This window comes from Streptomyces griseochromogenes, assembly GCF_001542625.1.
Lineage (GTDB): Bacteria > Actinomycetota > Actinomycetes > Streptomycetales > Streptomycetaceae > Streptomyces > Streptomyces griseochromogenes.
Genome location: NZ_CP016279.1, coordinates 6,279,078 through 6,301,045 on the forward strand (window position 1 = coordinate 6,279,078; position 21,968 = coordinate 6,301,045).

Annotated in this window: 23 protein-coding genes and 2 pseudogenes; 11 read left to right on the top strand and 14 right to left on the bottom strand. The window is 71.8% G+C overall.

Features of this window, described 5'->3' with window-relative positions:
• Window positions 1–8 precede the first annotated feature (8 nt).
• Both AVL59_RS26990 and AVL59_RS26995 read right to left on the bottom strand, forming a co-directional pair.
• Window positions 9–476: a peroxiredoxin gene (locus AVL59_RS26990; protein WP_067309222.1), complete on the bottom strand. Its 468-nt coding sequence runs from the start codon at window positions 474–476 to the stop codon at window positions 9–11.
• 228 nt (window positions 477–704) lie between these two features.
• On the bottom strand, window positions 705–1,127 hold the full coding sequence (locus tag AVL59_RS26995; protein ID WP_067317826.1) for a MarR family transcriptional regulator: 423 nt from the start codon (window positions 1,125–1,127) through the stop codon (window positions 705–707).
• Between the two features lie 176 nt (window positions 1,128–1,303).
• Here AVL59_RS26995 and AVL59_RS27000 point away from each other — a divergent pair, with 176 nt between their 5' ends.
• Together AVL59_RS27000 and AVL59_RS52610 are read left to right on the top strand one after the other, a co-directional pair.
• On the top strand, window positions 1,304–1,780 hold the full coding sequence (locus AVL59_RS27000) for an SH3 domain-containing protein (RefSeq protein ID WP_067309225.1): 477 nt from the start codon (window positions 1,304–1,306) through the stop codon (window positions 1,778–1,780).
• Window positions 1,781–1,974: 194 nt separating this feature from the next.
• A complete protein-coding gene (locus AVL59_RS52610; RefSeq protein ID WP_237281684.1) occupies window positions 1,975–2,736 on the top strand; it encodes an XRE family transcriptional regulator in 762 nt (253 codons plus the stop codon).
• Between the two features lie 119 nt (window positions 2,737–2,855).
• Here the strand turns inward: AVL59_RS52610 and AVL59_RS27010 are convergent.
• The 4 genes and pseudogenes from AVL59_RS27010 to AVL59_RS27025 form a co-directional block, all read right to left on the bottom strand.
• Window positions 2,856–3,619: pseudogene (locus AVL59_RS27010) on the bottom strand (4-carboxy-4-hydroxy-2-oxoadipate aldolase/oxaloacetate decarboxylase).
• Window positions 3,616–4,404: a PIG-L deacetylase family protein gene (locus AVL59_RS27015; protein WP_067309230.1), complete on the bottom strand. Its 789-nt coding sequence runs from the start codon at window positions 4,402–4,404 to the stop codon at window positions 3,616–3,618. Before AVL59_RS27015 ends, AVL59_RS27010 begins: the two are co-directional and overlap by 4 nt.
• Window positions 4,401–4,625 (bottom strand): annotated as a pseudogene (locus tag AVL59_RS27020) (FCD domain-containing protein); the annotation flags it as partial. The gene AVL59_RS27015 and the pseudogene AVL59_RS27020, both read right to left, overlap by 4 nt.
• 166 nt (window positions 4,626–4,791) lie before the next feature.
• Window positions 4,792–5,658: a LysR family transcriptional regulator gene (locus tag AVL59_RS27025; protein ID WP_067309236.1), complete on the bottom strand. Its 867-nt coding sequence runs from the start codon at window positions 5,656–5,658 to the stop codon at window positions 4,792–4,794.
• 68 nt (window positions 5,659–5,726) lie between these two features.
• On the opposite strand from AVL59_RS27025, the gene AVL59_RS27030 reads away from it, so the two are divergent.
• The 4 genes from AVL59_RS27030 (at window position 5,727) to hemC (ending at window position 9,380) form a co-directional block, all read left to right on the top strand.
• Window positions 5,727–6,626 carry an EamA family transporter gene (locus AVL59_RS27030; protein WP_208870457.1) on the top strand — a complete coding sequence of 300 codons (900 nt, stop codon included), beginning with the start codon at window positions 5,727–5,729 and terminating at the stop codon, window positions 6,624–6,626.
• Window positions 6,627–6,882: 256 nt separating this feature from the next.
• Window positions 6,883–7,056, top strand: a complete 174-nt coding sequence (locus AVL59_RS49455; protein ID WP_372450297.1) for a helix-turn-helix domain-containing protein — start codon at window positions 6,883–6,885, stop codon at window positions 7,054–7,056.
• Between the two features lie 172 nt (window positions 7,057–7,228).
• Entirely contained in the window at window positions 7,229–8,206 is a 978-nt protein-coding gene (locus AVL59_RS27035; protein WP_067309242.1) for an ATP-dependent DNA ligase, read from the top strand.
• A gap of 238 nt (window positions 8,207–8,444) precedes the next feature.
• Entirely contained in the window at window positions 8,445–9,380 is a 936-nt protein-coding gene (gene hemC, locus AVL59_RS27040; RefSeq protein ID WP_067309245.1) for a hydroxymethylbilane synthase, read from the top strand.
• Between the two features lie 6 nt (window positions 9,381–9,386).
• On the opposite strand, the gene AVL59_RS27045 is transcribed toward hemC, so the two are convergent.
• From AVL59_RS27045 to AVL59_RS27060, 4 genes are all read right to left on the bottom strand, one after another.
• Window positions 9,387–9,911 (bottom strand): hypothetical protein, encoded by a 525-nt coding sequence (locus tag AVL59_RS27045; protein ID WP_067309252.1) that lies wholly within the window; start codon window positions 9,909–9,911, stop codon window positions 9,387–9,389.
• A 188-nt stretch (window positions 9,912–10,099) separates the two neighbouring features.
• The gene (locus tag AVL59_RS27050; RefSeq protein ID WP_067309255.1) at window positions 10,100–10,945 is read right to left on the bottom strand and encodes an ABC transporter permease; all 846 of its coding nucleotides are present in this window, start codon (window positions 10,943–10,945) and stop codon (window positions 10,100–10,102) included.
• Window positions 10,905–11,744, bottom strand: coding sequence for an ABC transporter ATP-binding protein (locus AVL59_RS27055; RefSeq protein ID WP_067309258.1), 840 nt, complete (start codon window positions 11,742–11,744; stop codon window positions 10,905–10,907). Before AVL59_RS27055 ends, AVL59_RS27050 begins: the two co-directional genes overlap by 41 nt.
• Window positions 11,741–12,193, bottom strand: coding sequence for a MarR family winged helix-turn-helix transcriptional regulator (locus tag AVL59_RS27060; protein ID WP_067309260.1), 453 nt, complete (start codon window positions 12,191–12,193; stop codon window positions 11,741–11,743). The genes AVL59_RS27055 and AVL59_RS27060 overlap by 4 nt, the downstream gene beginning before the upstream one ends.
• 249 nt (window positions 12,194–12,442) lie before the next feature.
• On the opposite strand from AVL59_RS27060, the gene AVL59_RS27065 reads away from it, so the two are divergent.
• Window positions 12,443–13,234 carry an RNA polymerase sigma factor SigF gene (locus AVL59_RS27065; protein WP_067309262.1) on the top strand — a complete coding sequence of 264 codons (792 nt, stop codon included), beginning with the start codon at window positions 12,443–12,445 and terminating at the stop codon, window positions 13,232–13,234.
• A 3-nt stretch (window positions 13,235–13,237) separates the two neighbouring features.
• On the opposite strand, the gene AVL59_RS27070 is transcribed toward AVL59_RS27065, so the two are convergent.
• On the bottom strand, window positions 13,238–13,594 hold the full coding sequence (locus tag AVL59_RS27070) for an ANTAR domain-containing protein (protein WP_067309265.1): 357 nt from the start codon (window positions 13,592–13,594) through the stop codon (window positions 13,238–13,240).
• 127 nt (window positions 13,595–13,721) lie between these two features.
• Here AVL59_RS27070 and AVL59_RS27075 point away from each other — a divergent pair, with 127 nt between their 5' ends.
• Window positions 13,722–14,531, top strand: coding sequence for a VOC family protein (locus AVL59_RS27075; RefSeq protein ID WP_067309267.1), 810 nt, complete (start codon window positions 13,722–13,724; stop codon window positions 14,529–14,531).
• Here AVL59_RS27075 and AVL59_RS27080 read toward each other — a convergent pair.
• The 3 genes from AVL59_RS27080 to AVL59_RS27090 are packed head-to-tail and all read right to left on the bottom strand — an operon-like array spanning window position 14,514 to window position 17,515.
• Window positions 14,514–14,843 carry a hypothetical protein gene (locus AVL59_RS27080; RefSeq protein WP_159400097.1) on the bottom strand — a complete coding sequence of 110 codons (330 nt, stop codon included), beginning with the start codon at window positions 14,841–14,843 and terminating at the stop codon, window positions 14,514–14,516. The genes AVL59_RS27075 and AVL59_RS27080 overlap by 18 nt on opposite strands.
• 30 nt (window positions 14,844–14,873) lie before the next feature.
• The gene (gene glgX / locus AVL59_RS27085; RefSeq protein WP_067309271.1) at window positions 14,874–16,991 is read right to left on the bottom strand and encodes a glycogen debranching protein GlgX; all 2,118 of its coding nucleotides are present in this window, start codon (window positions 16,989–16,991) and stop codon (window positions 14,874–14,876) included.
• Window positions 16,992–17,014: 23 nt separating this feature from the next.
• Window positions 17,015–17,515 (bottom strand): pep a2, encoded by a 501-nt coding sequence (locus AVL59_RS27090; protein WP_067309273.1) that lies wholly within the window; start codon window positions 17,513–17,515, stop codon window positions 17,015–17,017.
• Between the two features lie 332 nt (window positions 17,516–17,847).
• On the opposite strand from AVL59_RS27090, the gene AVL59_RS27095 reads away from it, so the two are divergent.
• From AVL59_RS27095 to treS, 3 genes are all read left to right on the top strand, one after another.
• Entirely contained in the window at window positions 17,848–18,150 is a 303-nt protein-coding gene (locus AVL59_RS27095; RefSeq protein WP_067309276.1) for a DUF5133 domain-containing protein, read from the top strand.
• Window positions 18,151–18,255: 105 nt separating this feature from the next.
• A complete protein-coding gene (locus AVL59_RS27100; RefSeq protein ID WP_067309279.1) occupies window positions 18,256–20,247 on the top strand; it encodes an alpha-1,4-glucan--maltose-1-phosphate maltosyltransferase in 1,992 nt (663 codons plus the stop codon).
• Complete coding sequence (treS, locus tag AVL59_RS27105) at window positions 20,244–21,962, top strand: maltose alpha-D-glucosyltransferase (RefSeq protein ID WP_067309282.1); 1,719 nt, start codon at window positions 20,244–20,246, stop codon at window positions 21,960–21,962. Before AVL59_RS27100 ends, treS begins: the two co-directional genes overlap by 4 nt.
• Window positions 21,963–21,968 lie beyond the last annotated feature (6 nt).

Genomic DNA, 21,968 nt, shown 5'->3' on the forward strand with positions numbered 1-21,968 from the left:
GGGCCGTCTCAGCCCCTGCGGGCGCGCAGCGCGGACAGCGCCCGGTCGGCGTGGGTGTTCATCCGGAATTCGCTGCGGACGATCTCCAGGACCGTGCGGTCCTCGGCGATGACGAAGGTGACCCGCTTGGTGGGCGCGATGGTGAAGCCCCGCTTCACGCCGAACCGCTCACGGACGGTCCCGTCGGCGTCGGAGAGCAGCGGCATGCCGAGGGTGTGCTGTCCGGCGAACTCCTGCTGCCGTTCGACGCTGTCGCCGCTGATCCCGACGGGGCGGGCGCCGACCGCGGCGAATTCCGCGGCGAGGTCGCGGAAGTGGCAGGCCTCGGCGGTGCAGCCGGGCGTCAGGGCTGCGGGGTAGAAGAACAGCACGACCGGCCCGTCGGCCAGCAGGTCGGTGAGGCGCCGGGTGGTGCCGCTCTCGTCGGGCAGCGCAAAGTCCTCGACCTTGTCCCCGACCTCGATGGACCGCGTCATGACCGTTCCTCCCGGCTACGGGCGGCACGACAGGCCCGCAGGGCCGGGGGTGCCGCCTCCGATGATCTGCCGCCGGATATTACTCGACGGTAAAGGGGCGGGTGCCCCCTTGCGGAGGATCGGCCGGGGCCACCGGCGCCGGGCAGTGGCGATCAGATCGCATCAGACCGCATCAGACCGCCACGATCAGGCAGTCGCCGTCCGGCCGTCCCCGCCGGGCGGTCGCGATCAGCCCTTCGCCGCGGGGGCATCCGCCCCCTGCTCCCACTCGTCCTCGACCGCGTGCGCGAGGAAGTCGTCGACCATGCGATGGAAGAGCGCGGCCAGCTGACGCAGCTCCTCGGGCTGCCAGTCGGCCAGGGCGAGCCGCATCCCGCGGGTGACGTAGCCCGCCCGCTGCAGCTGCTGCACGGTCCGTGTCGCATGGGAGGCCTCCACGCCCAGGCGCTGGGTCAGCTCCCCCGGCCTGAGCGGCTCACAGTCGGCGACCTGCCGCAGCAGCGCCACCGCAGCCCGGTCCAGCGGCACACCGGCCAGCGCCATCAGCCGGTCGTGCTGCCGGGCGCGGGTGCCGAGGTAGGTGACGCGAGTCAGGGCACGCTCGATCTCGATCCGCGACTTTACGCATATGGTTACGTAACCTAAGTAAATGAACGGACCCTCCCGGTCGAGGTCCGGACGGGCCGAGGCGGAGCGGCGCCGCCCGTCCCCGGGCACGTCCCCGGCGTCCCACGGGACGCCGGGACGGCATTGCGACAGTCCGTCACGGCAATGCTGGCTGGCGTGATCACTGCTCGTGGTCACGAGAACGACAGCCGGAGGTTTCCATGATCCTACGGACTCTCAAGAGCGGCCTGCTGGCCACGGTCGCGGTCCTCGCGTTCCTGCCGACGGCGGCCGGGGCCGCCCCGGCGAGCGCCGCCACGACCTCGCACCCGGCGCCCGTCGCCGCCGCCCAGTACCCGGTGCACCACCCCAAGCACCGCGCCCACCACCGCCGTCATCACGTCCGCCGCGTCCGTCACTTCGTCGCGCCGGGAATGGCGCACGCCATGTCGTACCGGCGGACCCTGCCCGTGTACGGTCGCGTCTCCACGCACGGCGCCCGGCTGAACGTCCGTTCCGGCCCGGGCACCTACTACCGGGTGATCGGGCACCGACACGCGTACCGGCTGCTGACGCTCACCTGCAAGACGTACGGGTCCCGGGTCTACGGCAACCACATCTGGTACCGGCTCCCCCACCACCGGGGCTATGTCTCGGCCCGCTACGTCCGCACCGGACACGCCGTCCCCTGGTGCTGACCACGGCCGGCCGCCGTACCGCCTGACCGCCGAAGACCCGTTCGGGAACTCCCCTTCCCCGAACGGGTCTTCGACTGTGCATGCTTCACCGTCCTCATACCTCACCAGGAGTTGCGGAGGCCGATCTCCAGGGAAGCCATTCCGGCAACAGGGGCGAAAGCGCCCATAGCGGAATGGGAGTCGAGGGACGCACGATGCGGCATCCCCAAGGATCGACCACACCGGACGAGCCGCTGGTGGTGAGACTGCGCGAACTGAGGGAACGTACGGGACTGAGCCTGGCGGCGCTTGCCGCGCGCACCCCGTACAGCAAGTCGGCCTGGCACCGCTATCTGACCGGCACCCAGCGGCCCCCGCGGCCGGCCGTGGTGGCGCTCACCCGGCTGGCGGGTGCCGATCCCGCCCCCGTAGTGGCCCTGTGGGAGGCGGCCGGTGATCCGCCCGCGCCGGCTCCGCCGGAGCAGCGGGGCAGGCCCCGCTCCCGCTGGCTTCCGCTGTCGGCGCTCGCCCTGCTCGGTACGGCCGCGGCGGTGGCCGCCGCCGTCACCGTGGCCGCGCGGCCGGGCACCCCCGTCCCCGCCGTGCAGACCCTGCTGACCGGGCCCCGCTGTCACGCGTACTCCTGCCAGGGCGAGTTGCCCGTAGCCTCGGTCTGCGCCCGGGACGCGCAGACCAAGAGCACCGTCACCGACTCCGGCTACGACGTGCGCCTGCGCTACTCGCCCGCCTGCGGCACGGCGTGGTCGGAGGTGCGTGTGCGCTCCCCGCGAGCCCGCGAGGTGTCGGTACGGGCGGGGCAGGACCGGCTGTCGGCGAGCTACGCGGCGGACGACTCCACCGGGTACTCCAGCCCGATGCTCGCCGTCCGGTCCCCCCGGGGCGTGGAGGCCTGTGCCGAGGTGGGCGGGCAGCTGGCATGCACCGGGCTGGACGTGGAAGAGGTGGACGAGGGATGAGACGGGCGGATGCCGCACCCGGTGTCCGGGTGCGGCGCACGGCCGGTCGGCGGGCGGCGATCAGCTCCTGCTCCGGGCCGCCGCGCATCACAGCATGCAGCGCACCTCCACCAGTCCCCTCACGCCCCGGCTCCGTCCCGGACGCAGGCCGCGTCCCGGACGTGGGCCGCGTCCCGGACGTGGGCCGCGTCCCGGACGTGGGCCGCGTATGACGCATACGTGAGGCCCAGCCGTGCGGGCTTCTCCCGCAACCCATAGCGGTCCAGGCCGAGTTGGCCTTCGAGGAAGGCGGCGCGGGAGGCGGCCTCCTTGGTCTCGCGGGCCTCGGCGGCCTCAGCGGCCTCGTGGGCTCGCTCGCGCGGGACGACCACCACGCCGTCGTCTTCGGCGAGGATCACGTCGCCGGGCCGGATCATCTGACCGCCCAAGGCCACGGGTACGTTGACCGAGCCGCCGGTCGCCTTCACGGTGCCCTGTGCCGAGACGGCCGCCGACCAGGCGGGGAAGCCGAGCCGACGCAGTTCCTCGGCGTCGCGGACGCCGGCGTCGATGACCGGACCGCGCACACCCCGCCGCCGGAGCGCGGTGGCGAACAGCTCGCCGAACATGCCGTCGGCGGAGGGCGAGATGGTGGTGACGACCAGGAGGTCACCCTCGCGCACTGCTCGACGGCCGCGTGGATCATGAGGTTGTCGCCGGGCCAGGACAGGACGGTGACCGCGGTGCCCGCGGCCCGGACGCCCCGCTGGGCCGGACGCGGGCGCACGGGAAGCAGGCCGGTGCGGCCCATGGCCTCGTGCACTGTGGCGACGCCGTACCCGGCGAGCGCCTCGACGTCCTTCGCCCGCGCCTCCGGCGGGCCGGTGACGATGACACCGCTCATGCCAGCTCCTTGGCGATCTGCGGGAACGGCCGCATGAACGCCTCGGCCATGGTGTCGTACGCCAGGCCGAGGTTGGGGCCCGCGTTGCGCTTGAGCTGGACGCCGCGGCGGACGGCGAGATCGGTGTAGTAGGCCCACAGATGCTGCTGGGCGGCGAGGCATTCCATGGCCTTGCGCTTGATGTCCCACACCTCGGTGATGTCGAGGAGGACTTCGGGCCTGAAGCCGCTCATCTCGGGCTGGTGCGGCTCGAAGTAGAAGACGGGCGGGGCGCCGATGATCTCGCCGGGTCCGGGGTAGCCGACGGCCTGGGCGAGGACACGGGCCTCCATGGCCATGCGGTTGGCGGCGGGGTGGTCGCCGTTGTACGGGTCCTCGGCCGGGTGGGTGAGGACGACATCGGGCTGTGTTTCGCGGTAGACGGCGACGAGTTGGTCGGTCAGCTCGGCGGTGGGCAGGAGCGGGTAGTCGCCGGCGTCGTAGAAGCGGACCTCGGCGCCGAGCGCGTCGGCGGCCCGCTCGGCCTCCTCGCGGCGTATCGCCTTGATCTCCTTGAGGGTCTTCCCCGCACGCCACGCCTGGGCGGACTCGCCGCGCTCGCCGAAGGTCAGACAGGCGATGGTGACCTTCTCGCCCCGGCACGCGGCCAGGGCGACGGCTCCGCCCGCGCGCCACACGAAGTCCCCGGCGTGCGCGGTGACGACGAGGGTGGAACGTGGCGGGGACGGTGGTCCGCCCGCGCGAGCGGGGCCGACGGAGGGGGAGGGCGCGTTGGCGTGCGTCATGGCGGGGGTCTCCCTTTCCGGCGTGGTCCACCGCGGGGGACGGCCGCTTCGGCCGCCTGCGGATTCCAGGCCCTGATCGCCTCGATCATCGCCAGGTGCTCGTGCAGGGATTGGTGCGGACGCCCCGGTCTGAGCGCCGGCTGGAAGCGGTGTCCGACCAGTTGGGCGTTCAGACGCTCCAGCAGCTCGACGGCGGTCCGCTGTCCGGAGATCTCCTGCAGGATCGCCTGCCGCAGCAGCGCGAGCGCATGCTGTTCGGCCTGCACTCCGGTGGCCGGACGGGCTTCCGTCGGCATTGTGCCCTCCCCGAGTGAGTGCCTGTCGAACGGAAATCCGGCCAAACAAGACTGTCAACAATTTTGTCGGCGACTTCGGCTTCCCGGGTGCTCAGCCCGCGCGGTACAGCTCCGTGAGGAGTTCCAGCACGGCCTGGTGGGCCGGGTGCGGATCGCCCCGCCACCAGGCGAGTCGGACGGCCACGGGCTCCGCGTCGCGCACCGGCCGGTAGACGATGCCGGGCCGCGGGTACTGGTTCGCGGTGGACTCGGCGGTCACACCGATACCGCGTCCGGCGGCGATGACGGTGAGCCAGTCGTCCACGTCGTGCGTCTCCTCCACGGCCGGCCGGCTGTCGGGCGGCCACAGTTCCGGCGTGGCGGTGCCGGTACGGCGGTCGATGAAGAGGGTGCGGTCCACCAGGTCGGCGAGCCGGACGGAGCGCCGTCTGGCCAGCGGATCATCCGCGGCCAGTGCGCACAGGCGCCGCTCCAGACCGACGATGGCCGTCTCGAAGCGCCGGTCGTCCAGCGGCCTGCGGACGACCGAGAGGTCGCAGGCGCCCTCGGCGAGGCCCGCGGACGGGGAGTTGACCCGCACCAGATGCAGATCGGTGTCGGGATGCGCGGCGGTCCAGCGCCGCTGGAAGGCCACCGTGTGGCGGCCGAGCGCCGACCAGGCGTACCCGATCCGCACCCGCTCGTGCCCCGAGGTGGCCTCCCGGACCAGCTCGGACACGTCCGCGAGCACCCGCCGGGCCTGCGCCACCACGCGCAGCCCGGTCGCGGTCGGGGTCACCTGGCGCGAGGTGCGCCGCAGCAGCCGTACGCCCAGGGCCCGTTCGAGGGAGGCGAGGGTGCGGGAGACGGCGGCCTGGGAGACCCCGAGGGCGATGGCCGCGTCGGTGAAGGTGCCCTCGTCCACGATCGCCACGAGGCAGCGAAGCTGTCGCAGGTCGATGTCGGCGTGATGTCGCATACGCTCAGCGTATAGATCGACGGCTCCATGCATTATGCGCAAGCATCCTGGTGACGCACCATCCCGTCATGCCTCAAGCTCTCGAAGGCCCCGCCGCCACGACCGCGTCCGCAGCGGCGTCCGGTACCCCGCCCCAGGCCCGCCGGTGGGCCGGAGTGGCCACCATGTTCGGCAGCGGCCTGTCCAACCAGACGGGCGCGGCCATCGGGGCGCTGGCCTTCCCCGTACTGGGGCCCCTCGGCGTGGTGGCGGTGCGGCAGTACGTCGCCGCGCTGGTCCTGCTGGCCGTCGGCAGGCCTCGGCTGCGGTCCTTCACCCGGCACCAGTGGTGGCCGGTGCTGCTGCTGGCCGCGGTCTTCGGCACGATGAACCTCAGCCTGTACAGCGCGGTCGACCGGATCGGTCTCGGACTCGCGGTGACACTGGAGTTCCTGGGTCCGCTCGCCATCGCGCTGGTCGCGTCCCGGCGCCGGCTGGACGCCGGGTGCGCGGTGCTGGCGTCTGCCGGGGTCGTCGTCCTGATGCGCCCGCAGCCCTCGACCGACTACGTGGGGATGGGCCTCGGCCTGGTGGCCGCCTGTTGCTGGGCGTCGTACATCCTGCTCAACCGGGTCGTCGGCCGCCGGATCCCGGGAACCCAGGGAGCGGGCGCCGCCGCGGGCGTGTCGGCGCTGGCCTTCCCGCCGGTCGGGATCGTCGTCGCCGTGGGCCATCCGCCCACGGCCTGGGCCGTACTGTGCGCCGTCGCCGCGGGGGTGCTCTCCTCGGCCGTGCCGTACCTCGTCGATCTGCTGACCCTGCGGACGGTGCCCGCGCAGACGTTCGGGCTGTTCATGAGCGTCAACCCGGTGCTCGCGGCCGTGGTCGGATGGATCGTCCTCGGCCAGGGGCTCGGCGGTCCGGAGTGGGCGGGTATCGGAGCGGTCGTCGCCGCGAACGCGCTCAGCATCGCGACCCAGCGCACCTGACGACCGCCCGGGCGCACGCCGGGCGACCAGCGCATCCGAAGACCGCTGCGGCACACCTCGCCCAACGTTCGGCGGCCCCGGCAACTTCGCGTCGGCCACCCCCAGTTGACACCGGAGGTCCCTCAACCGCCGTGCGGCGTCGGTCCGACGTCCGCCGCACCGAGGCCGGCGCCCTGCGGGCTCCTTCGCGATGGCGAGCCCTTCGACGGCGTCCGCTTCAACGGCGGTGGCAGGCGGGCGCGCCTCGCCGCCACGGGTGAGCATCTGGAGATCCCCGGGCGCGACCATCACCATCGCCCGGACGCTCGTCATCACCGAACGCTCGGTCAGCAAGCACATCGGCAACGTCTTCCTGAAGCCGGGACTGCCGCCCGGCGACAGCGGGCACCGCCGGGTGCCGGCCGTGCTCGGCCACCTGCGTCACGCGTGAGCGGCGCACCCGCGGAGCGGCGGACCCAACTCGTCGCGCCGGCCCGTCATTCGGGTCTCGTGGAGCCGCGCCCCCGGACGGCCGCCCGGCGCGACGGACCCGTTCAGGGGAACCGGTGCCGAAAGGAGCGTGAGGGCGCCTGGAGCGGTCGACACCTTCAGCCGTGAACGCTGTGACCCTGCCGCTGATCGCTCCGATGCTCGCCACCCCCGGCTCGCTCCCGCCCGCCGCCCAGGACCCGCGGTGGGCGTACGAGACCAAGCAGGACGGCCAGCGGGTGATGGTCTATCTTCCCGGCGACGGGGGCATGCTGCTGCGCGCACGCTCCGGCGAGGACATCACCGCCGCCTACCCCGAACTCAGGCCCCTCGGCGCCGCCCTGGGCGCCACACCCGCCGTCCTGGACGGCGAGGTGCTCGCCCTGGACGAACGGGGACGCGCCGACTTCCAGTTGCTGCAGAGCCGGATGGGCCTCGCGCACGCCCCCGTCCGCGCGGCACGCCGGGCCGCCCAGGTGCCGGTCCACCTGGTGTTCTTCGACGTTCCCTTCCTGGGGCGCCCGCTGCTGCGGCTTCCCTACGCGGACCGGCGGGCGCGGCTGACGGAGCTGGACCTGGCCGGGCCGTACTGGTCGACGCCGGGGGCCGTGACCGGGCACGGCGCCGAGGCGCTGCGGGCCACCCGGGAGCACGGCCTGGAGGGCCTGGTGTGCAAGCGGCTGGACTCGGTGTACGAGCCGGGGGTGCGCTCCCGCGCCTGGATCAAGATCCGGAACATGCGCAGCGAGGACGTGATCGTCGGGGGGTGGCTGCCCGGCAAGGGGCGGCTGACCGGGCTGCCGGGCGCGGTGCTGGTCGGCCAGCGAGCCGGCGGCCGGCTGCGGTACGTCGGCGGGGTGGGCACCGGCTGGAGCGAGGCGGAGCGCACGGAACTGGCAGGCCTTCTGCGGGCCTGCGCGAGCGACCGATGCCCCTTCGACCCGGCGCCCCGGATCGCGGACGCGCGCTGGGTGCTGCCCCGGCTGGTCGGCGAGGTCGGCTACAGCACGCGGACCCGGGCCGGGATGCTGCGCCAGCCGTCGTGGCTCCGGCTGCGCCCCGACCTCACCCCCGAGGAATCGGCGGCGGACCTGCCGGAGGGCTTCGGGTGAACGTGGCCGCGCGTCCGGCTCGGGGCGTCCCTACGGCCGCGACGTCGAACCCCCTTGCCCGGCACGGCCGTTCGTGAAAGATGCCGCCGGGGGTTCCCGTTCGTCGGGCGCCGCCGTCGCCGGGCGCCCTCGCCGTCACCGTGAGCCCCGGCCGGGGGGCGGATCCGTTCCCGTTCGGTCTGCGGCCGGACAGGCGACGGGGAGGAGGCAGGGCGTCCGAGGGTCTATCGTGTCCCCCATGTCCGTTCCGGAAGTGATCCGTATCGTCTCGCGCGACTCACCCATGGCGCTCGCCCAAGTCGAACGCGTGCGCGCCGAGTTGGGCGTGCTGTATCCGGGAGTGCGCACCGAGATCGTGCCCGTGAAGACCACGGGTGACAAGTGGCTCGGTGACCTCTCCGAGGTCGAGGGCAAGGGGGCGTTCACCAAAGAGGTGGACGCGGCCCTGCTGGCCGGGGAGGCGGACCTCGCGGTGCACTGCGTCAAGGACGTGCCCGCCGACCGGCCGCTGCCCGCCGGCACGGTGTTCGCCGCGTTCCTGAAGCGGGACGACATCCGTGACGCCCTGGTGCACCCGGGCGGGCTCACCCTGGACGAGCTGCCCGCCGGCACCCGGATCGGTACCTCCTCGGTGCGCCGGGTGGCCCAGCTGGCCGCGACCCACCCGCACCTGGAATGTGTGCCGTTCCGCGGCAACGCCAACCGCCGGCTGGAGAAGCTGGCCGCCGGGGAGGCGGACGCACTGCTGCTGGCGGTGTCCGGTCTGGAGCGGATCGGCCGCCGCGATGTGATCAGCGAGGTGCTGTCCCCGGAGACGATGATGCCGCCGATCGGCGCGGGCATCCTCGCTCTGCAGTGCCGGGAGGACGATGCCGAGCTGATCGACGCGGTCAGCGGGCTCGGCGACCCGGCCACGCACCGGGAGGCCACGGCCGAGCGGATGTTCCTGCATGTGCTCCAGGGGCACTGCAACAGCCCCATCTCCGGCTACGCGCGCGTGGACCCCAGCGGTGAACTGTCCCTGCGCGCCTGCGTGTTCACCCCCGACGGCAAGACCCGGCTGAACGCCCACGAATGGGCGGGCCGGCTCGACGCGGCCACGCTCGGCACCTCCGTCGCGGTGGCGCTGCTGCGGCAGGGGGCACGGGAGATCATCGACGGCATCCCGCACTGACCCGCGTCAGGCGCTGCCCGGCTCCGTCTGGTCCTTCAGGAAGGCGCTGACCTGGTGGGCCAGGCTGCCCTGGCCAGTGCCCGCCGGGGTGGCCACGGCGGCCGTCTCCACGACCCCGATGCCGCCCGTCCACAGCCGGCGGTCGGTCCACTCCTCCTCCACCCGCAGCTGGACCTGTACGTCCACGTGCGTCAGGGCGGCCTCCGGGGCGGCCGCGTAGAGCACGGCGGTGGCCCGGCGCAGCGGATAGACGTCGAAGCCCTCGATGAACTGGGAGTTGCGCCAGTCGATGAACGCGCCCTCCCCGTCCGAGCCGACCCTGACGTCGATCTGGCCGTCCTCCAGCTGGATGCCGTAGTGCCGTGCGCCCCGGTTCTCGACCGTGACCCGGACGCTGAAGTACGTCAGCCCGGCGGCGGCGTCATCTCGTCCGCGCGGGGGCTCGGCCGCCTCCAGACGGTGGACGCGGATCCGCAGACCGGCATGCTCGTCGTACTCCTGCCAGTCCCCGACCACGTTCGGCTCGTACACAGCGCCCCTCTCGACCTCAAGAGCTGCTGTCTATCTGTGCGCTCAGTGCACTGTCAAATGAGCAGAATGCGCTATGGCCAGGGGGTTCGCCCGGTTTGATCGGTGATCAAGCGCTGCCCAGCGACAATCGCGCCGAAGGCCTTCCGGCGGGGCACCGGTGCGTGCCGCACATCACGTCCGCGGCAAGATCACCGGGCCAGCCGGCCGAGCAGCGAGGAGGCCGCGGCGATGCCCAGGGCGGCGGCCGTCGCCAGGACGCCGAAGTCGGCGGCCAGGTGGGCGGGCGTGCCGAGCAGGAGGCCACGCAGGGCGTCGACCTCGTAGCTGAGCGGGTTGACCTTGCTGACGGCCTGGAGCCAGCCCGGCATCACCGAGAGGGGGTACAGGGCGTTGGAGCCGAAGAACAGCGGCATGGTGATCGCCTGCCCGAAGCCCATCAGCCGGTCGCGGCTGAGGACGATGCCGGCGATGGTCATCGACAGGCAGGAGAAGAACGCGGAGGCGAGGACCACGACCGCGCCCATGCCGAGCAGCTTCAGCGGGTTCCAGGTGAGGGCGACGCCGAGCAGAGCGGCGATGACGATGACGACGACGGCCTGGATCAGCGACTTCACTCCGGCCGCGAACGCCTTGCCGGTGATCAGGGCCGAACGCGGGGTGGGGGTGACCAGGAGCTTGTTCAGGATGCCCGCGTCCCGCTCCCAGATGATCTGGATGCCGTAGAAGATGGCGATGAACATCGCGGACTGGGCGATGATGCCGGGCGCCAGGTAGTCGATGTAGGGGATGCCGCCGGTGGGTATCGCCCGGATCCGGGTGAAGGTCTGACCGAAGATCAACAGCCACAGGGCCGGCTGGACCGCGCGGGTGTACAGCTCGGTGCGGTCGTGGCGCAGCTTCTGCAGTTCCACGGCACACATCGCGGCGACACGGGCGGGCAGCAGCCGCCAGCCGGTGCGGGGCCTGGGCGGGGTCAGCAGAAGGGCGGTCCCGTCAGCCGACGCGGTGCGCGGTGCGGCGGGTGCTTCGGACATCGCGGAAACCTCCTCCGGAGTCGAGGCCGCTGCCGGCGACGTCCCGGAAGACGTCCTCCAGCGTGGGCAGGGTGTCCGCGCCCCGGCTCTCGGCCAGGCCCCGGCGCAGCTCGGCCGGGGCGCCGAGGGCGCGGATGCGGCCGCGGTGCATCAGGCCGACCCGGTCGCAGTACTGGTCGGCCTCGTCCATGTAGTGGGTGGTGACCAGGACGGTCATGCCGGTGGCGGCTCGGACGACGTTGATGTGGTCCCAGACGCCCGTGCGGGCTATGGGGTCGAGACCGATGGTGGGCTCGTCCAGGATCAGCAGGCGGGGCGCGCTGACCAGGGCCTGGGCGAGTTCCAGGCGCCGGACCATGCCGCCGGAGTAGGTGCCGGCGAGCCGGTCGGCGGCGTCGGTGAGGCCGACGGCGGCCAGGGCCTGGGCGACGCGCTCGGCGCGCTCGCGGCGCGGCACGTCGAAGACGCGGGCGAACAGGGCGACGTTCTCCCGCCCCGTGAGCCCGCTGTCGGCGGACAGCTGCTGTGGGACGTAGCCGAGGAGACGGCGCACCGCCATGCGCTCCCTGGCGACGTCGTGCCCGTAGACCCGGACCATGCCTGCCGGTACGGGCAGGAGCGTGGTGATGCAGCGCAGGGCGGAGGTCTTGCCGGCGCCGTTGGGGCCGAGCAGTCCGAACACCTCGCCCTCGGCGACGGCCAGGTCGAGGCCGTCGACCGCTTTGGTGTCGCCGAAGGCGTAGGTGAGGCGGGCGCAGCCGACGGCTTCGGCGGGCGGGGCGGGGGTGTCGCTCGTCATAGGTCCTCGGCCTCCTCGTGCAGGGCGGCGGCGAGCTTGCGCAGTGCGGGCAGTGCCGCACGCAGCGCCGCGCGGTCGGCTTCGTCGAGCCCGGACAGATGCCGGCCGACCAGTTCGGCCCGGCGGCGCCGCCAGTCCTCCAGCCGCTTCTCGGCGGCCTCGGTGAGCTGCAGCCGGGCGGCCCGGCGGTCGGCGGGGTCGGTCTCCCGGGCCAGTCGGCCGTCCCGGACGAGCCCGTTGACCAGGGTCGACACGGAGTTGCCTGCCAGGTGCAGCGCCCGGGCGGCGTCCGAGATGCCGATACCGGGCCGGGCCTCGACCAGCCGCAGCAGCTCCACCTCGGCACCGCGCAGCCGCGGCTCGGTGAGCCCGCTGCGCAGCCGGCGCCGGATCAGCCGCTGGATCCGCACGAGCGCGTCGGCCAGCTCCTCGGAGAAATCCGCCTCCACGCTTCGGAGATTACCTCTGTTACAGAGGTAACGCCTCTCCACAGGAGGTCAAGAATGAGACCGATGTGCCCCGGTATCGCCTGAATTGTTTTGATGGATCCATCGAGGGGAATGCGAACGACAGTGCTTCGGACAGGAGGCACGTGCGTGGGAGCCGGCTCAGCCGGGTACCGCAGTGTCCCTGTCACGGTCCGAGCCCGCCTCCCACGGTGTCTGTCGATTCGGCACCTGCTGAAAGAGGTGCGCCCGATGCCTGTCACTGGCGGCACGAAGTCCCATCCCCACGACGACGCCCCCGACACGTCGGAGTCCTTCGAGCGGCTCGCGCGGCTGCCCGACGGTCCCGAGCGCCGGGCGCTCAGGGACGAGCTGGTCCGGCTCTGGCTGCCCATGGCCGAGCGGATCGCCGTACGGTTCCGCGGCCGCGGGGAGTCCCTGGAGGACCTGTACCAGGTGGCCGCACTCGGTCTGGTGAAGGCCGTCGACCACTACGAGCCCAGCCGCGGCCGCGCCTTCGAGGCGTACGCGGTCCCCACCGTCACCGGCGAGATCAAGCGCCACTTCCGCGATCACATGTGGACCCTGCACGTGCCGCGCCGGGTGCAAGACCTGCGCAACCGGGTCCGCGGCGCCCTCAAGGAGCTGGCACAGACCACGTCCGGCCGGGCACCCACCGTTGCGGAGATCGCCGCGCACGCCCGTCTCAGCGAGGCCGAGGTGCGCACCGGCATGGAGGCCCTGGAGTGCTTCTCCGCGCTGTCCCTGGACGCGGAGGTGACCGGGACGGAGGGGTACGCGCTCGGGGACTGCATGGGCGAGCCGGACCCCGGCTTCGACCTCGTGGTCGACCGTGCCGCGGTCAAGCCGTGCCTCCAGGCGCTGCCCGAACGTGAGCGCACCATCCTCTACCTGCGCTTCTTCGGCGGGATGACGCAGAGCCGGATCGCCCAGCAGTTGGGCATCTCGCAGATGCACGTCTCCCGGCTGCTCAGCGGCTGCTTCGACCGGCTGCGTGAGGAACTGTTCGCGGAGACCGGCTGAGCGTCACTCCGGTGAGCTGTCGGGGGTCTCCTCGGCGACGGCGGGGACCGGCTCGGCCGCTCCGGGGACCTGAGTGGGACCGTACCGGTCCAAGGTCGCCTCCAGCTCGGCGCGGACCTCGGTCGGGATGTCGCCCCGGCGCCCCCAGATGAGGATCAGATCCGCGATGGTGCGCAGCTTGATGTTGGTGTGCTGGGAGACCTCCTTCAGCACCTCCCACCCCTCGTCGGGGGTCACCCGGCCGAGGGCCACCACCATTCCGATGGCCTGGTCCACGACGGCGTGGGAGGCCACAGCCTCCTTCAACTGGTCCACTTCGGCCTGCAGCTCGGCGATCCGGTCGGCCTCCGTCTCTCCCATCCCTCCATCGTGCTCACCCGCCCGGACGCCCGCCACCGGGGTACTCGACAGGCACCGCGCGCGCTCCGGTTGGAGACTGGTGCCAGACCGGTTGGCCGCCGGACCCCGAGACCAGGACCCGACTGTGATGAACGATGAGAAGCCCGCCGGTGGTGGACCGAGGACGAGGGAGGTCATCTCCACGCACTCCGTCTTCGGCGCGCCGTGCTGGGTGAGCCTGACGAGCCGCGACCTGGAGGCCACTCAGGAGTTCTACTCCGCTCTGCTCGGCTGGCGGTGGCGCGGCGCCAAGCTCGGCGAGCACTTCCGGATCGCGCTGGCCGACGGTGTGCCCGTCGCCGGGATAGCGGCGGTCGCCGCGATGTGGCAGATGGCGGTCGCCTGGACCCCGTACTTCGCCGTGCCCGACGCGAACGAGGCGGCGTCACGGGCGCGGGAGCGCGGCGGTACGGCGGCCGTCGGGCCCCTGTCGTTCCCGCCGGGGCGGGCGGCGCTGCTCGCCGACCGGGACGGGGCCACCTTCGGGATCTGGGAGGGCGAGCTGGTCGGCAACTGGGAGGCCTGGCGGCGGGCGGCCCCGACCTTCATCCGGCTGCACACCCGCAACGCCTTCGACGCCGCGATCTTCTACGGCGAGACGCTCGGCTGGGCCACCGGGACGCCGGGCTGCTGCGAGGTCGAGTACGAGGGCGGCGAGGTGGTGCTGCGCAGCAGGGGTGATGTGGTGGCGCGCATCGACTCGGGCGCGGTGGAGGCGGCCCCGGACCCCGAGGTCCGGCCCCACTGGCAGATCCATTTCGCGGTGTCCGACGTGGTGGGCTGTGCCCGTACCGCGGAGAAGCACGGCGGCAGCGTCCTGCACGAGGAGGAGACGGAGGCGATCCTGCGGGACCCGGACGGGGCCCAGTTCACGGTGACGTCACGCCCCGAACGCTGACCTGCTTCCCGGACGGGGCTCCGCCGCGAGCGGCGTGACCTGTCCGGTCCGGGAACCGGGCTCCGGGGACGCGTCCCAGGTCACCTCGACGCCGACGCCGTGCAGGTCACGCGCGCAGGCCACCAGCATCGCGGCGGCCGCGGCCTGCGCCTCCTCGGCTGCCGCGCCGCTCGGCACCCCGGCGAGACGCCCGCAGACCATCCCGCCGTCAGCGGTGCGGACGGTGTGACGCCGGCCGTCCGGCATCGCCGTCAGCACGATGCCCACGGGCAGGCCGAAGGGCGGCCGTTTCGTCCCCCGCTGTCTCGCCATGCGGCCATCCGACACCACCGGCCGCCCGGTCTATCCGCCGCCGCGCGACGGCCGGGACAGCAGGACCAGGCTGCGGGAGTCCACGCGGAGCCGGGTGCCGGCCTTGCGTTCGCGTTCGTCGGGGACGCCGTCGGAGTCCGCGGTGTCGATCAGGGTCGTCCAGCGCTCGCCGTAGGACTCGTCGGGCAGGCGGAAGTCGACGGGTTCCCAGTAGCCGTTGAACAGCAGCAGGAACGAGTCGTCGACCACGCGGCCGCCGTAGGAGTCGCGTTCGGCGATGGCGTCACCGTTGAGGAACACACCGACCGAGTGCGCGTCACCGCGCTGCCAGTCCCGGCCGGCCATCTCGCGCGCGTCGGGCCGCAGCCACACCAGGTCGGGCAGCGGCTGGCGCGCGTTGGTCGCGGTCTCGCCGCGGAAGAAACGGCGCCTGCGCAGCACGGGATGCCCGGCGCGCAGGCCGATGACGTACCGGGTGAACCCGGCGAGGCCGCGCTGCTCGTCCGTCAGGTCCCAGTCCACCCAGGAGACCTCGTTGTCCTGGCAGTAGGCGTTGTTGTTGCCGCGCTGGGTGCGGCCGAATTCGTCGCCGTGGCCGAGCATCGGGATGCCCTGCGACAGCAGCAGCGTGGCCAGCAGGTTCCGCTGCTGGCGGGCGCGCAGTTCGAGCACGGCCGGATCGTCGCTCTCGCCCTCCGTGCCGCAGTTCCAGGACCGGTTGTGGCTCTCGCCGTCCTGGTTGTCCTCGCCGTTGGCCTCGTTGTGCTTGTCGTTGTAGGACACGAGGTCGCGCAGTGTGAAACCGTCGTGCGCGGTCACGAAGTTGACGCTGGCGCGCGGCCGGCGCCGGCTGTGCTGGTACAGGTCGGAGGATCCGGTCAGCCGCGAGGCAAACTCGCCCAGCGAGCCCGGTTCCGCCCGCCAGAAGTCGCGTACGGCGTCCCGGTAGCGGCCGTTCCACTCCGACCACAGCGGGGGGAAGTTGCCGACCTGGTAGCCGCCCTCCCCCACGTCCCAGGGCTCGGCGATGAGCTTGACGCGGCTGATCACCGGGTCCTGCTGGATCAGGTCGAAGAACGCCGAGAGCCGGTCCACCTCGTGGAACTGCCGGGCGAGCGTGGCCGCGAGGTCGAAGCGGAACCCGTCGACATGCATCTCGGTGACCCAGTACCGCAGCGAGTCCATGATCAGCTGCAGTACGAAAGGGTGGCGCATCAGCAGGCTGTTGCCGGTGCCCGTGGTGTCGTAGTAGTACGCCCAGTCGCCGTCGACCAGGCGGTAGTACGAGGCGTTGTCGATGCCCCGGAAGGACAGCGTGGGGCCCCGCTCGTTGCCCTCGGCGGTGTGGTTGTAGACCACGTCGAGGATCACTTCGAGGCCGGCCGCGTGCAGCGCCTTCACCATGGCCTTGAACTCGTCGACCTGCTGGCCCCGGCTGCCGAAGGCCGCATAGGCGTGGTGCGGGGCGAAGAAGCCGATGGTGTTGTAGCCCCAGTAGTTGGCCAGGCCCCGGTCCTGCAAGATGCCGTCCTGGACGAACTGGTGGACCGGCATCAGCTCCACGGCCGTGACGCCGAGCGTGGTCAGATGCTCGACGACCGCGGGGTGGGCGAGCCCGGCATAGGTGCCGCGCAGCCGCTCGGGGACGTCCGGGTGAGTGCGGGTCAGGCCGCGCACATGAGCCTCGTAGATGACGGATTCCGCGTACGGGCGCCGTGGCGGACGGTCGTCTCCCCAGTCGAAGTACGGGTCGGTGACCACGCCGAGCATCGAGTGCCCGGCGCTGTCGGCCGGGGACGGGCCGTCCGGCGCGCGCTCGTAGAGGGAGGCGTGGTTGTCGGTCTGCCCGTCCACCGCTCGCGCGTACGGGTCGAGCAGCAGCTTCGCCGGGTTGCACCGGTGCCCCAGGGAGGGCTGCCAGGGGCCGTGCACGCGGTAGCCGTAGCGCTGCCCGGGGCCGACGCCGGGCAGGTAGGCGTGCCACACGAACCCGTCGACCTCGTGCAGCGGGACGGGACGTCCGGTGCCGGCGTCGTCCACCAGGATCAGCTCGACGCGCTGGGCGACCTCGCTGAACAGCGCGAAGTTGGTGCCCTGTCCGTCGAAGGAGGCACCCAATGGGTAGGGGTGCCCGCTCCACACGGGCACCCCTTTGCGGGACGTACGAGCCGTCACCGGGCGCCCGCCAGGGCGTCCTCGTCGGCGGCCAGGACGGTCACCGGGAGGGCGCGGGGCACCTGGAGCCCCTGCCGCAGGTTCGGTGCCGGGGCCTTCGGGACCAGCGGGACGCGCTCGCCGGAGCGGGCGCGCTGCGAGAACCAGATGATCTTGCAGCCGGTTTCCGAGGCACAGCAGCCCCAGCCGTCGCTCATGGCGGCGATGTCCGCGAGGCACGCCCTGAGGTCCTGATCGGGACGCAGGTCGCGGTCTTCGCCCCCGACGGCGGTGATGAGGTGCTGACCGTTCCACCACATCTCGATCGAGGTGTGCTTGTCCGTGGCGTGCTGGTCGATCGCCCGCAACAGCAGTTCGACGCCGTGACGGACGGGGTCCACGAGGTTCTCCAGGTCCCAGTGGCGAAGGTGGGCGGCCAGGATGCGGCTGACCTGTCCCACCCGATCCGGGCTGACTTCCACGTCGAGGTGGTAGTAGCAGGGCACTGCGGTCTTCATCGTCGCTTGCTCCTCACCCGCGAGGCTCCCGCTCCCCTGGCCCGCTCCGGGAGGGATCCCGGACTCCTACTCGTCCGGGAGGGATCCCGGACACCTAGCGTGAGCGTTTATCGCATCTGAGTCACCTCCACAGTGAGGGCACTACGCCATTCGTGCAACACGAGCGCCACATACGCCCGTATGGTTGAAGATCCAACAGGACGTTGCGTGGCCGTACGTGCACCATGAGTGAAAGCCTCGATCGCCGTAACGGTGCCGTGCCCTCTTCCGCGCGGCCACCACCCGACCGTCGGGAACGCGCCCAGTCGAGAGCGTGGAAGGTGAAGAGGGTCATGCTGCTACCCGCCAAGGCCGAAGTGGCCCGGCAGTTGCGGCGTTACCGGGCATGGGAGCGCGTGATGCTCGCCTCGCCCCACGACCGCAGGGTCCGGGCCACTTTCGAGGACTCGGGCTACACCTTGTGCGTGCTGATGGGAAAGCGCTGCGCTCGGGAGGCGGCCGAAGCGGCCGAGCGCTATCTGCGCTCCACCCTGGCCGGCTACCTGCGCGAGCAGGACGGGCGCCCGCAGCCGGGCCGCACGGGGCGGCGGGCGCCGCCGCCCCCGGAGCGGCGTTCCACGGCGCCGAGGCGCTGACCTGGCACCGTACAGGGCGTTCCATCGGGGCGGCAGCAGCCGAACCGTTTCTCGGATCGCGAAGCCGGGCCCCGGGCCCGGCTTCGCGCACGGCGGAGGTGAAAGATGCGCAGGACCCCGGCCATCGGCCGCGTACCGGTACGTGACGTCCGGCCGGCCGTGGACTGCGGCAGACGCCCGGCGAAGGCGGTGACCGGGGAGACGTTCCAGATCACGGCCACCGTGTTCCGGGAGGGGCACGACGCGGTGGGCGCCAATGTCGTGCTGCGGGATCCGGCGGGCCGCCGCGGCCCGTGGACGCCGATGCGCGAACTCGCCCCGGGCACCGACCGCTGGGGGGCCGAGGTCACCCCGGACGTGACGGGCCGCTGGACCTTCCGCGTGGAGGCCTGGAGCCATCCGCTGGCCACCTGGCGGCGCACCGCCGGGGTCAAGGTGCCGGCGGGCATCGACACCGGGCTGGTCCTGGAGGAGGGCGCCGGCCTCTACGCGCGTGCGGCCGCCGGAGTGCCGAAGGGGCCGGAGCGGGACCTGGTCCGGGCCGCCGCGCGGGCTCTCGGCGACGACACGTTGTCCGTGCACCACCGTCTGAAGGCCGCGTTGTCCCCGGAGGTGGACGCGGTGCTCTCGCGCCACCCGCTGCGGGAGCTGGTCACCGCCTCCGACCCGCTGCCCCTGCTCGTCGAGCGCGAACGAGCCCTGTACGGCTCCTGGTACGAGTTCTTCCCCCGCTCCGAAGGCACACCCGAACAACCCCACGGCACCTTCCGCACCGCCGCCCGCCGGCTGCCGGCCATCGCCGACATGGGCTTCGACGTCGTCTACCTCCCACCCGTCCACCCCATCGGCACCACCCACCGCAAAGGCCGCAACAACACCCTCACCGCCACCGCCGAGGACGTCGGCGTGCCCTGGGCGATCGGCTCCCCCGAAGGCGGCCACGACGCCGTCCACCCCGACCTCGGCACCCTCGAGGACTTCGACCACTTCGTGACCCACGCCCGGGAACTGGGCCTGGAAGTCGCACTGGACTTCGCGCTGCAGTGCTCACCGGACCACCCCTGGGTCCACAAACACCCGGAGTGGTTCCACCACCGCCCCGACGGCACCATCGCCCACGCCGAGAACCCCCCGAAGAAGTACCAGGACATCCACCCCATCGCCTTCGACGCCGACCTCGACGGCCTGACCGCGGAGACCGTCAGGATCCTGCGGCACTGGATGGACCACGGGGTACGGATCTTCCGCGTCGACAACCCGCACACCAAACCGGTCATGTTCTGGGAACGCGTCATCGCCGAGATCAACCACCAGGACCCGGACGTGATCTTCCTGGCCGAGGCCTTCACCCGCCCCGCCATGATGCGCACCCTGGCCCAGATCGGCTTCCAGCAGTCCTACACCTACTTCACCTGGCGCAACGGCAAGCAGGAACTGACCGAATACCTGACCGAGCTGTCGGGCGAGACATCCTCCTACATGCGGCCGAACTTCTTCGCCAACACCCCCGACATCCTGCACGCCTACCTCCAGCACGGCCACCGGCCCGCCTTCGAGGTCCGCGCCGTCCTCGCCGCCACCCTCTCCCCCACCTGGGGCATCTACAGCGGCTACGAACTGTGCGAGAACACCCCCCTGCGCGAGGGCGGCGAGGAATACCTCGACTCCGAGAAGTACCAGCTCACATCCCGCGACTGGCAGGCCGCGGCCCGCGCGGGCCGCACCATCGCCCCCCTCATCACCACCCTCAACACCATCCGCCGGGAACACCCCGCACTGCGCCAACTGCGGAATCTCCACTTCCACCACGCCGACAACGACCACGTGCTGGCGTACAGCAAGACCACGGGACAGGACACCGTCATCGTGGTCGCCAACCTCGACCCGCACCACACCCAGGAGGCCACGGTCTCGTTGGACATGCCGCAACTCGGCCTGAACTGGCACGAGTCGGTGCCGGTGCGCGATCTGCTCACCGGCGAGACCTATCACTGGGGCAGGACCAACTACGTGCGCCTCACGCCCGGCCGGGCGCCCGCGCACGTGCTCCATGTCCGGCGATCGACGCCACAGATCGGAGGGCCCTCAGCGTCATGACTGTCAACGACCCCGTGCCGGACACGTTCGAGGACACCCCGGTCAAGGACCGGGACCCGGAGTGGTTCAAACGCGCCGTCTTCTACGAGGTACTCGTCCGCTCCTTCCAGGACAGCGACGGCGACGGCATCGGCGACCTGAAGGGTCTGACCGCCAAGCTCGACTACCTGCAATGGCTCGGCGTCGACTGCCTCTGGCTGCCGCCCTTCTTCAAGTCCCCCTTGCGTGACGGCGGTTACGACGTCTCCGACTACACCGCCGTGCTCCCCGAATTCGGTGACCTGGCCGACTTCGTGGAGTTCGTCGACGCCGCCCACCAGCGCGGCATGCGCGTCATCATCGACTTCGTCATGAACCACACCAGCGACCAGCACCCGTGGTTCCAGGAGTCCCGCAAGAACCCCGACGGCCCCTACGGCGACTACTACATGTGGGCCGACGACGACAAGCGCTACGAGGACGCACGTATCATCTTCGTCGACACCGAGGTCTCCAACTGGACCTTCGATCCCGTGCGCGGCCAGTACTACTTCCACCGCTTCTTCTCGCACCAGCCCGACCTCAACTACGAGAACCCGGCGGTGCAGGAGGAGATCCTCGCCGCCCTGAAGTTCTGGCTGGACCTCGGCATCGACGGCTACCGTCTGGACGCGGTTCCCTATCTCTTCGCGGAGGAGGGCACCAACTGCGAGAACCTGCCCGCCACGCACGCGTTCCTCCGGCGGGTCCGGCGCGAGATCGACGCGATGTACCCGGACACCGTGCTGCTGGCGGAGGCGAACCAGTGGCCGGAGGACGTGGTCGACTACTTCGGCGACTACGCCTGCGGCGGCGACGAGTGCCACATGGCGTTCCACTTCCCCGTCATGCCGCGCATCTTCATGGCCGTACGCCGCGAGTCCCGCTACCCCGTCTCCGAGATCCTGGCCAAGACCCCGGCCATCCCCTCGGGCTGCCAGTGGGGCATCTTCCTGCGCAACCACGACGAGCTGACCCTCGAAATGGTCACCGACGAGGAACGCGACTACATGTGGGCCGAATACGCCAAGGACCCGCGGATGCGCGCCAACATCGGCATCCGCCGCCGCCTCGCGCCCCTGCTCGACAACGACCGCAACCAGATCGAGCTGTTCACCGCCCTGCTGCTGTCCCTGCCCGGCTCGCCGATCCTCTACTACGGCGACGAGATCGGCATGGGCGACAACATCTGGCTCGGCGACCGCGACGCCGTCCGCACCCCCATGCAATGGACCCCCGACCGCAACGCGGGCTTCTCGTTCTGCGATCCGGGGCGCCTCTTCCTGCCCACCATCATGGACCCGGTCTACGGCTACCAGGTCACCAACGTCGAGGCCTCCATGTCCTCGCCGTCCAGCCTGCTGCACTGGACCCGCCGCATGATCGAGATCCGCAAGGAGAACCATGCCTTCGGGCTCGGCTCCTTCACGGAACTCCAGTCGTCCAACCCGGCGGTCCTCGCCTTCCTGCGCGAGTACGGCGACGACCTGGTCCTGTGCGTCAACAACTTCTCCCGGTTCGCCCAGCCGACCGAACTCGATCTGCGGGTCTACGACGGACGGCACCCGGTAGAGCTGATCGGCGGGGTGCGCTTCCCGGCCATCGGTGAACTTCCCTACCTGCTGACGCTCGCGGGCCACGGCTTCTACTGGTTCCGGCTCACCCGAGTCGCATCCCGCATCGGCCGCCGCCGCTGAGCACCC

Excerpts from the sequence above, each read along its gene's own strand:
- AVL59_RS27030 (WP_208870457.1), top strand. The coding sequence starts at position 5,727 with ATGCCTCAAGCTCTCGAAGGCCCCGCCGCCACGACCGCGTCCGCAGCG.
- AVL59_RS27080 (WP_159400097.1), bottom strand. The coding sequence starts at position 14,843 with ATGGCGAGACAGCGGGGGACGAAACGGCCGCCCTTCGGCCTGCCCGTG.
- AVL59_RS27050 (WP_067309255.1), bottom strand. The coding sequence starts at position 10,945 with ATGTCCGAAGCACCCGCCGCACCGCGCACCGCGTCGGCTGACGGGACC.
- AVL59_RS27075 (WP_067309267.1), top strand. The coding sequence starts at position 13,722 with ATGAACGATGAGAAGCCCGCCGGTGGTGGACCGAGGACGAGGGAGGTC.
- AVL59_RS27000 (WP_067309225.1), top strand. The coding sequence starts at position 1,304 with ATGATCCTACGGACTCTCAAGAGCGGCCTGCTGGCCACGGTCGCGGTC.
- AVL59_RS27090 (WP_067309273.1), bottom strand. The coding sequence starts at position 17,515 with ATGAAGACCGCAGTGCCCTGCTACTACCACCTCGACGTGGAAGTCAGC.
- AVL59_RS27065 (WP_067309262.1), top strand. The coding sequence starts at position 12,443 with ATGCCTGTCACTGGCGGCACGAAGTCCCATCCCCACGACGACGCCCCC.
- AVL59_RS27100 (WP_067309279.1), top strand. The coding sequence starts at position 18,256 with ATGCGCAGGACCCCGGCCATCGGCCGCGTACCGGTACGTGACGTCCGG.
- treS (WP_067309282.1), top strand. The coding sequence starts at position 20,244 with ATGACTGTCAACGACCCCGTGCCGGACACGTTCGAGGACACCCCGGTC.
- AVL59_RS27025 (WP_067309236.1), bottom strand. The coding sequence starts at position 5,658 with ATGCGACATCACGCCGACATCGACCTGCGACAGCTTCGCTGCCTCGTG.
- AVL59_RS52610 (WP_237281684.1), top strand. The coding sequence starts at position 1,975 with ATGCGGCATCCCCAAGGATCGACCACACCGGACGAGCCGCTGGTGGTG.
- AVL59_RS26990 (WP_067309222.1), bottom strand. The coding sequence starts at position 476 with ATGACGCGGTCCATCGAGGTCGGGGACAAGGTCGAGGACTTTGCGCTG.
- AVL59_RS27015 (WP_067309230.1), bottom strand. The coding sequence starts at position 4,404 with ATGACGCACGCCAACGCGCCCTCCCCCTCCGTCGGCCCCGCTCGCGCG.
- AVL59_RS27070 (WP_067309265.1), bottom strand. The coding sequence starts at position 13,594 with ATGGGAGAGACGGAGGCCGACCGGATCGCCGAGCTGCAGGCCGAAGTG.
- AVL59_RS27095 (WP_067309276.1), top strand. The coding sequence starts at position 17,848 with ATGCTGCTACCCGCCAAGGCCGAAGTGGCCCGGCAGTTGCGGCGTTAC.
- hemC (WP_067309245.1), top strand. The coding sequence starts at position 8,445 with ATGTCCGTTCCGGAAGTGATCCGTATCGTCTCGCGCGACTCACCCATG.
- AVL59_RS27055 (WP_067309258.1), bottom strand. The coding sequence starts at position 11,744 with ATGACGAGCGACACCCCCGCCCCGCCCGCCGAAGCCGTCGGCTGCGCC.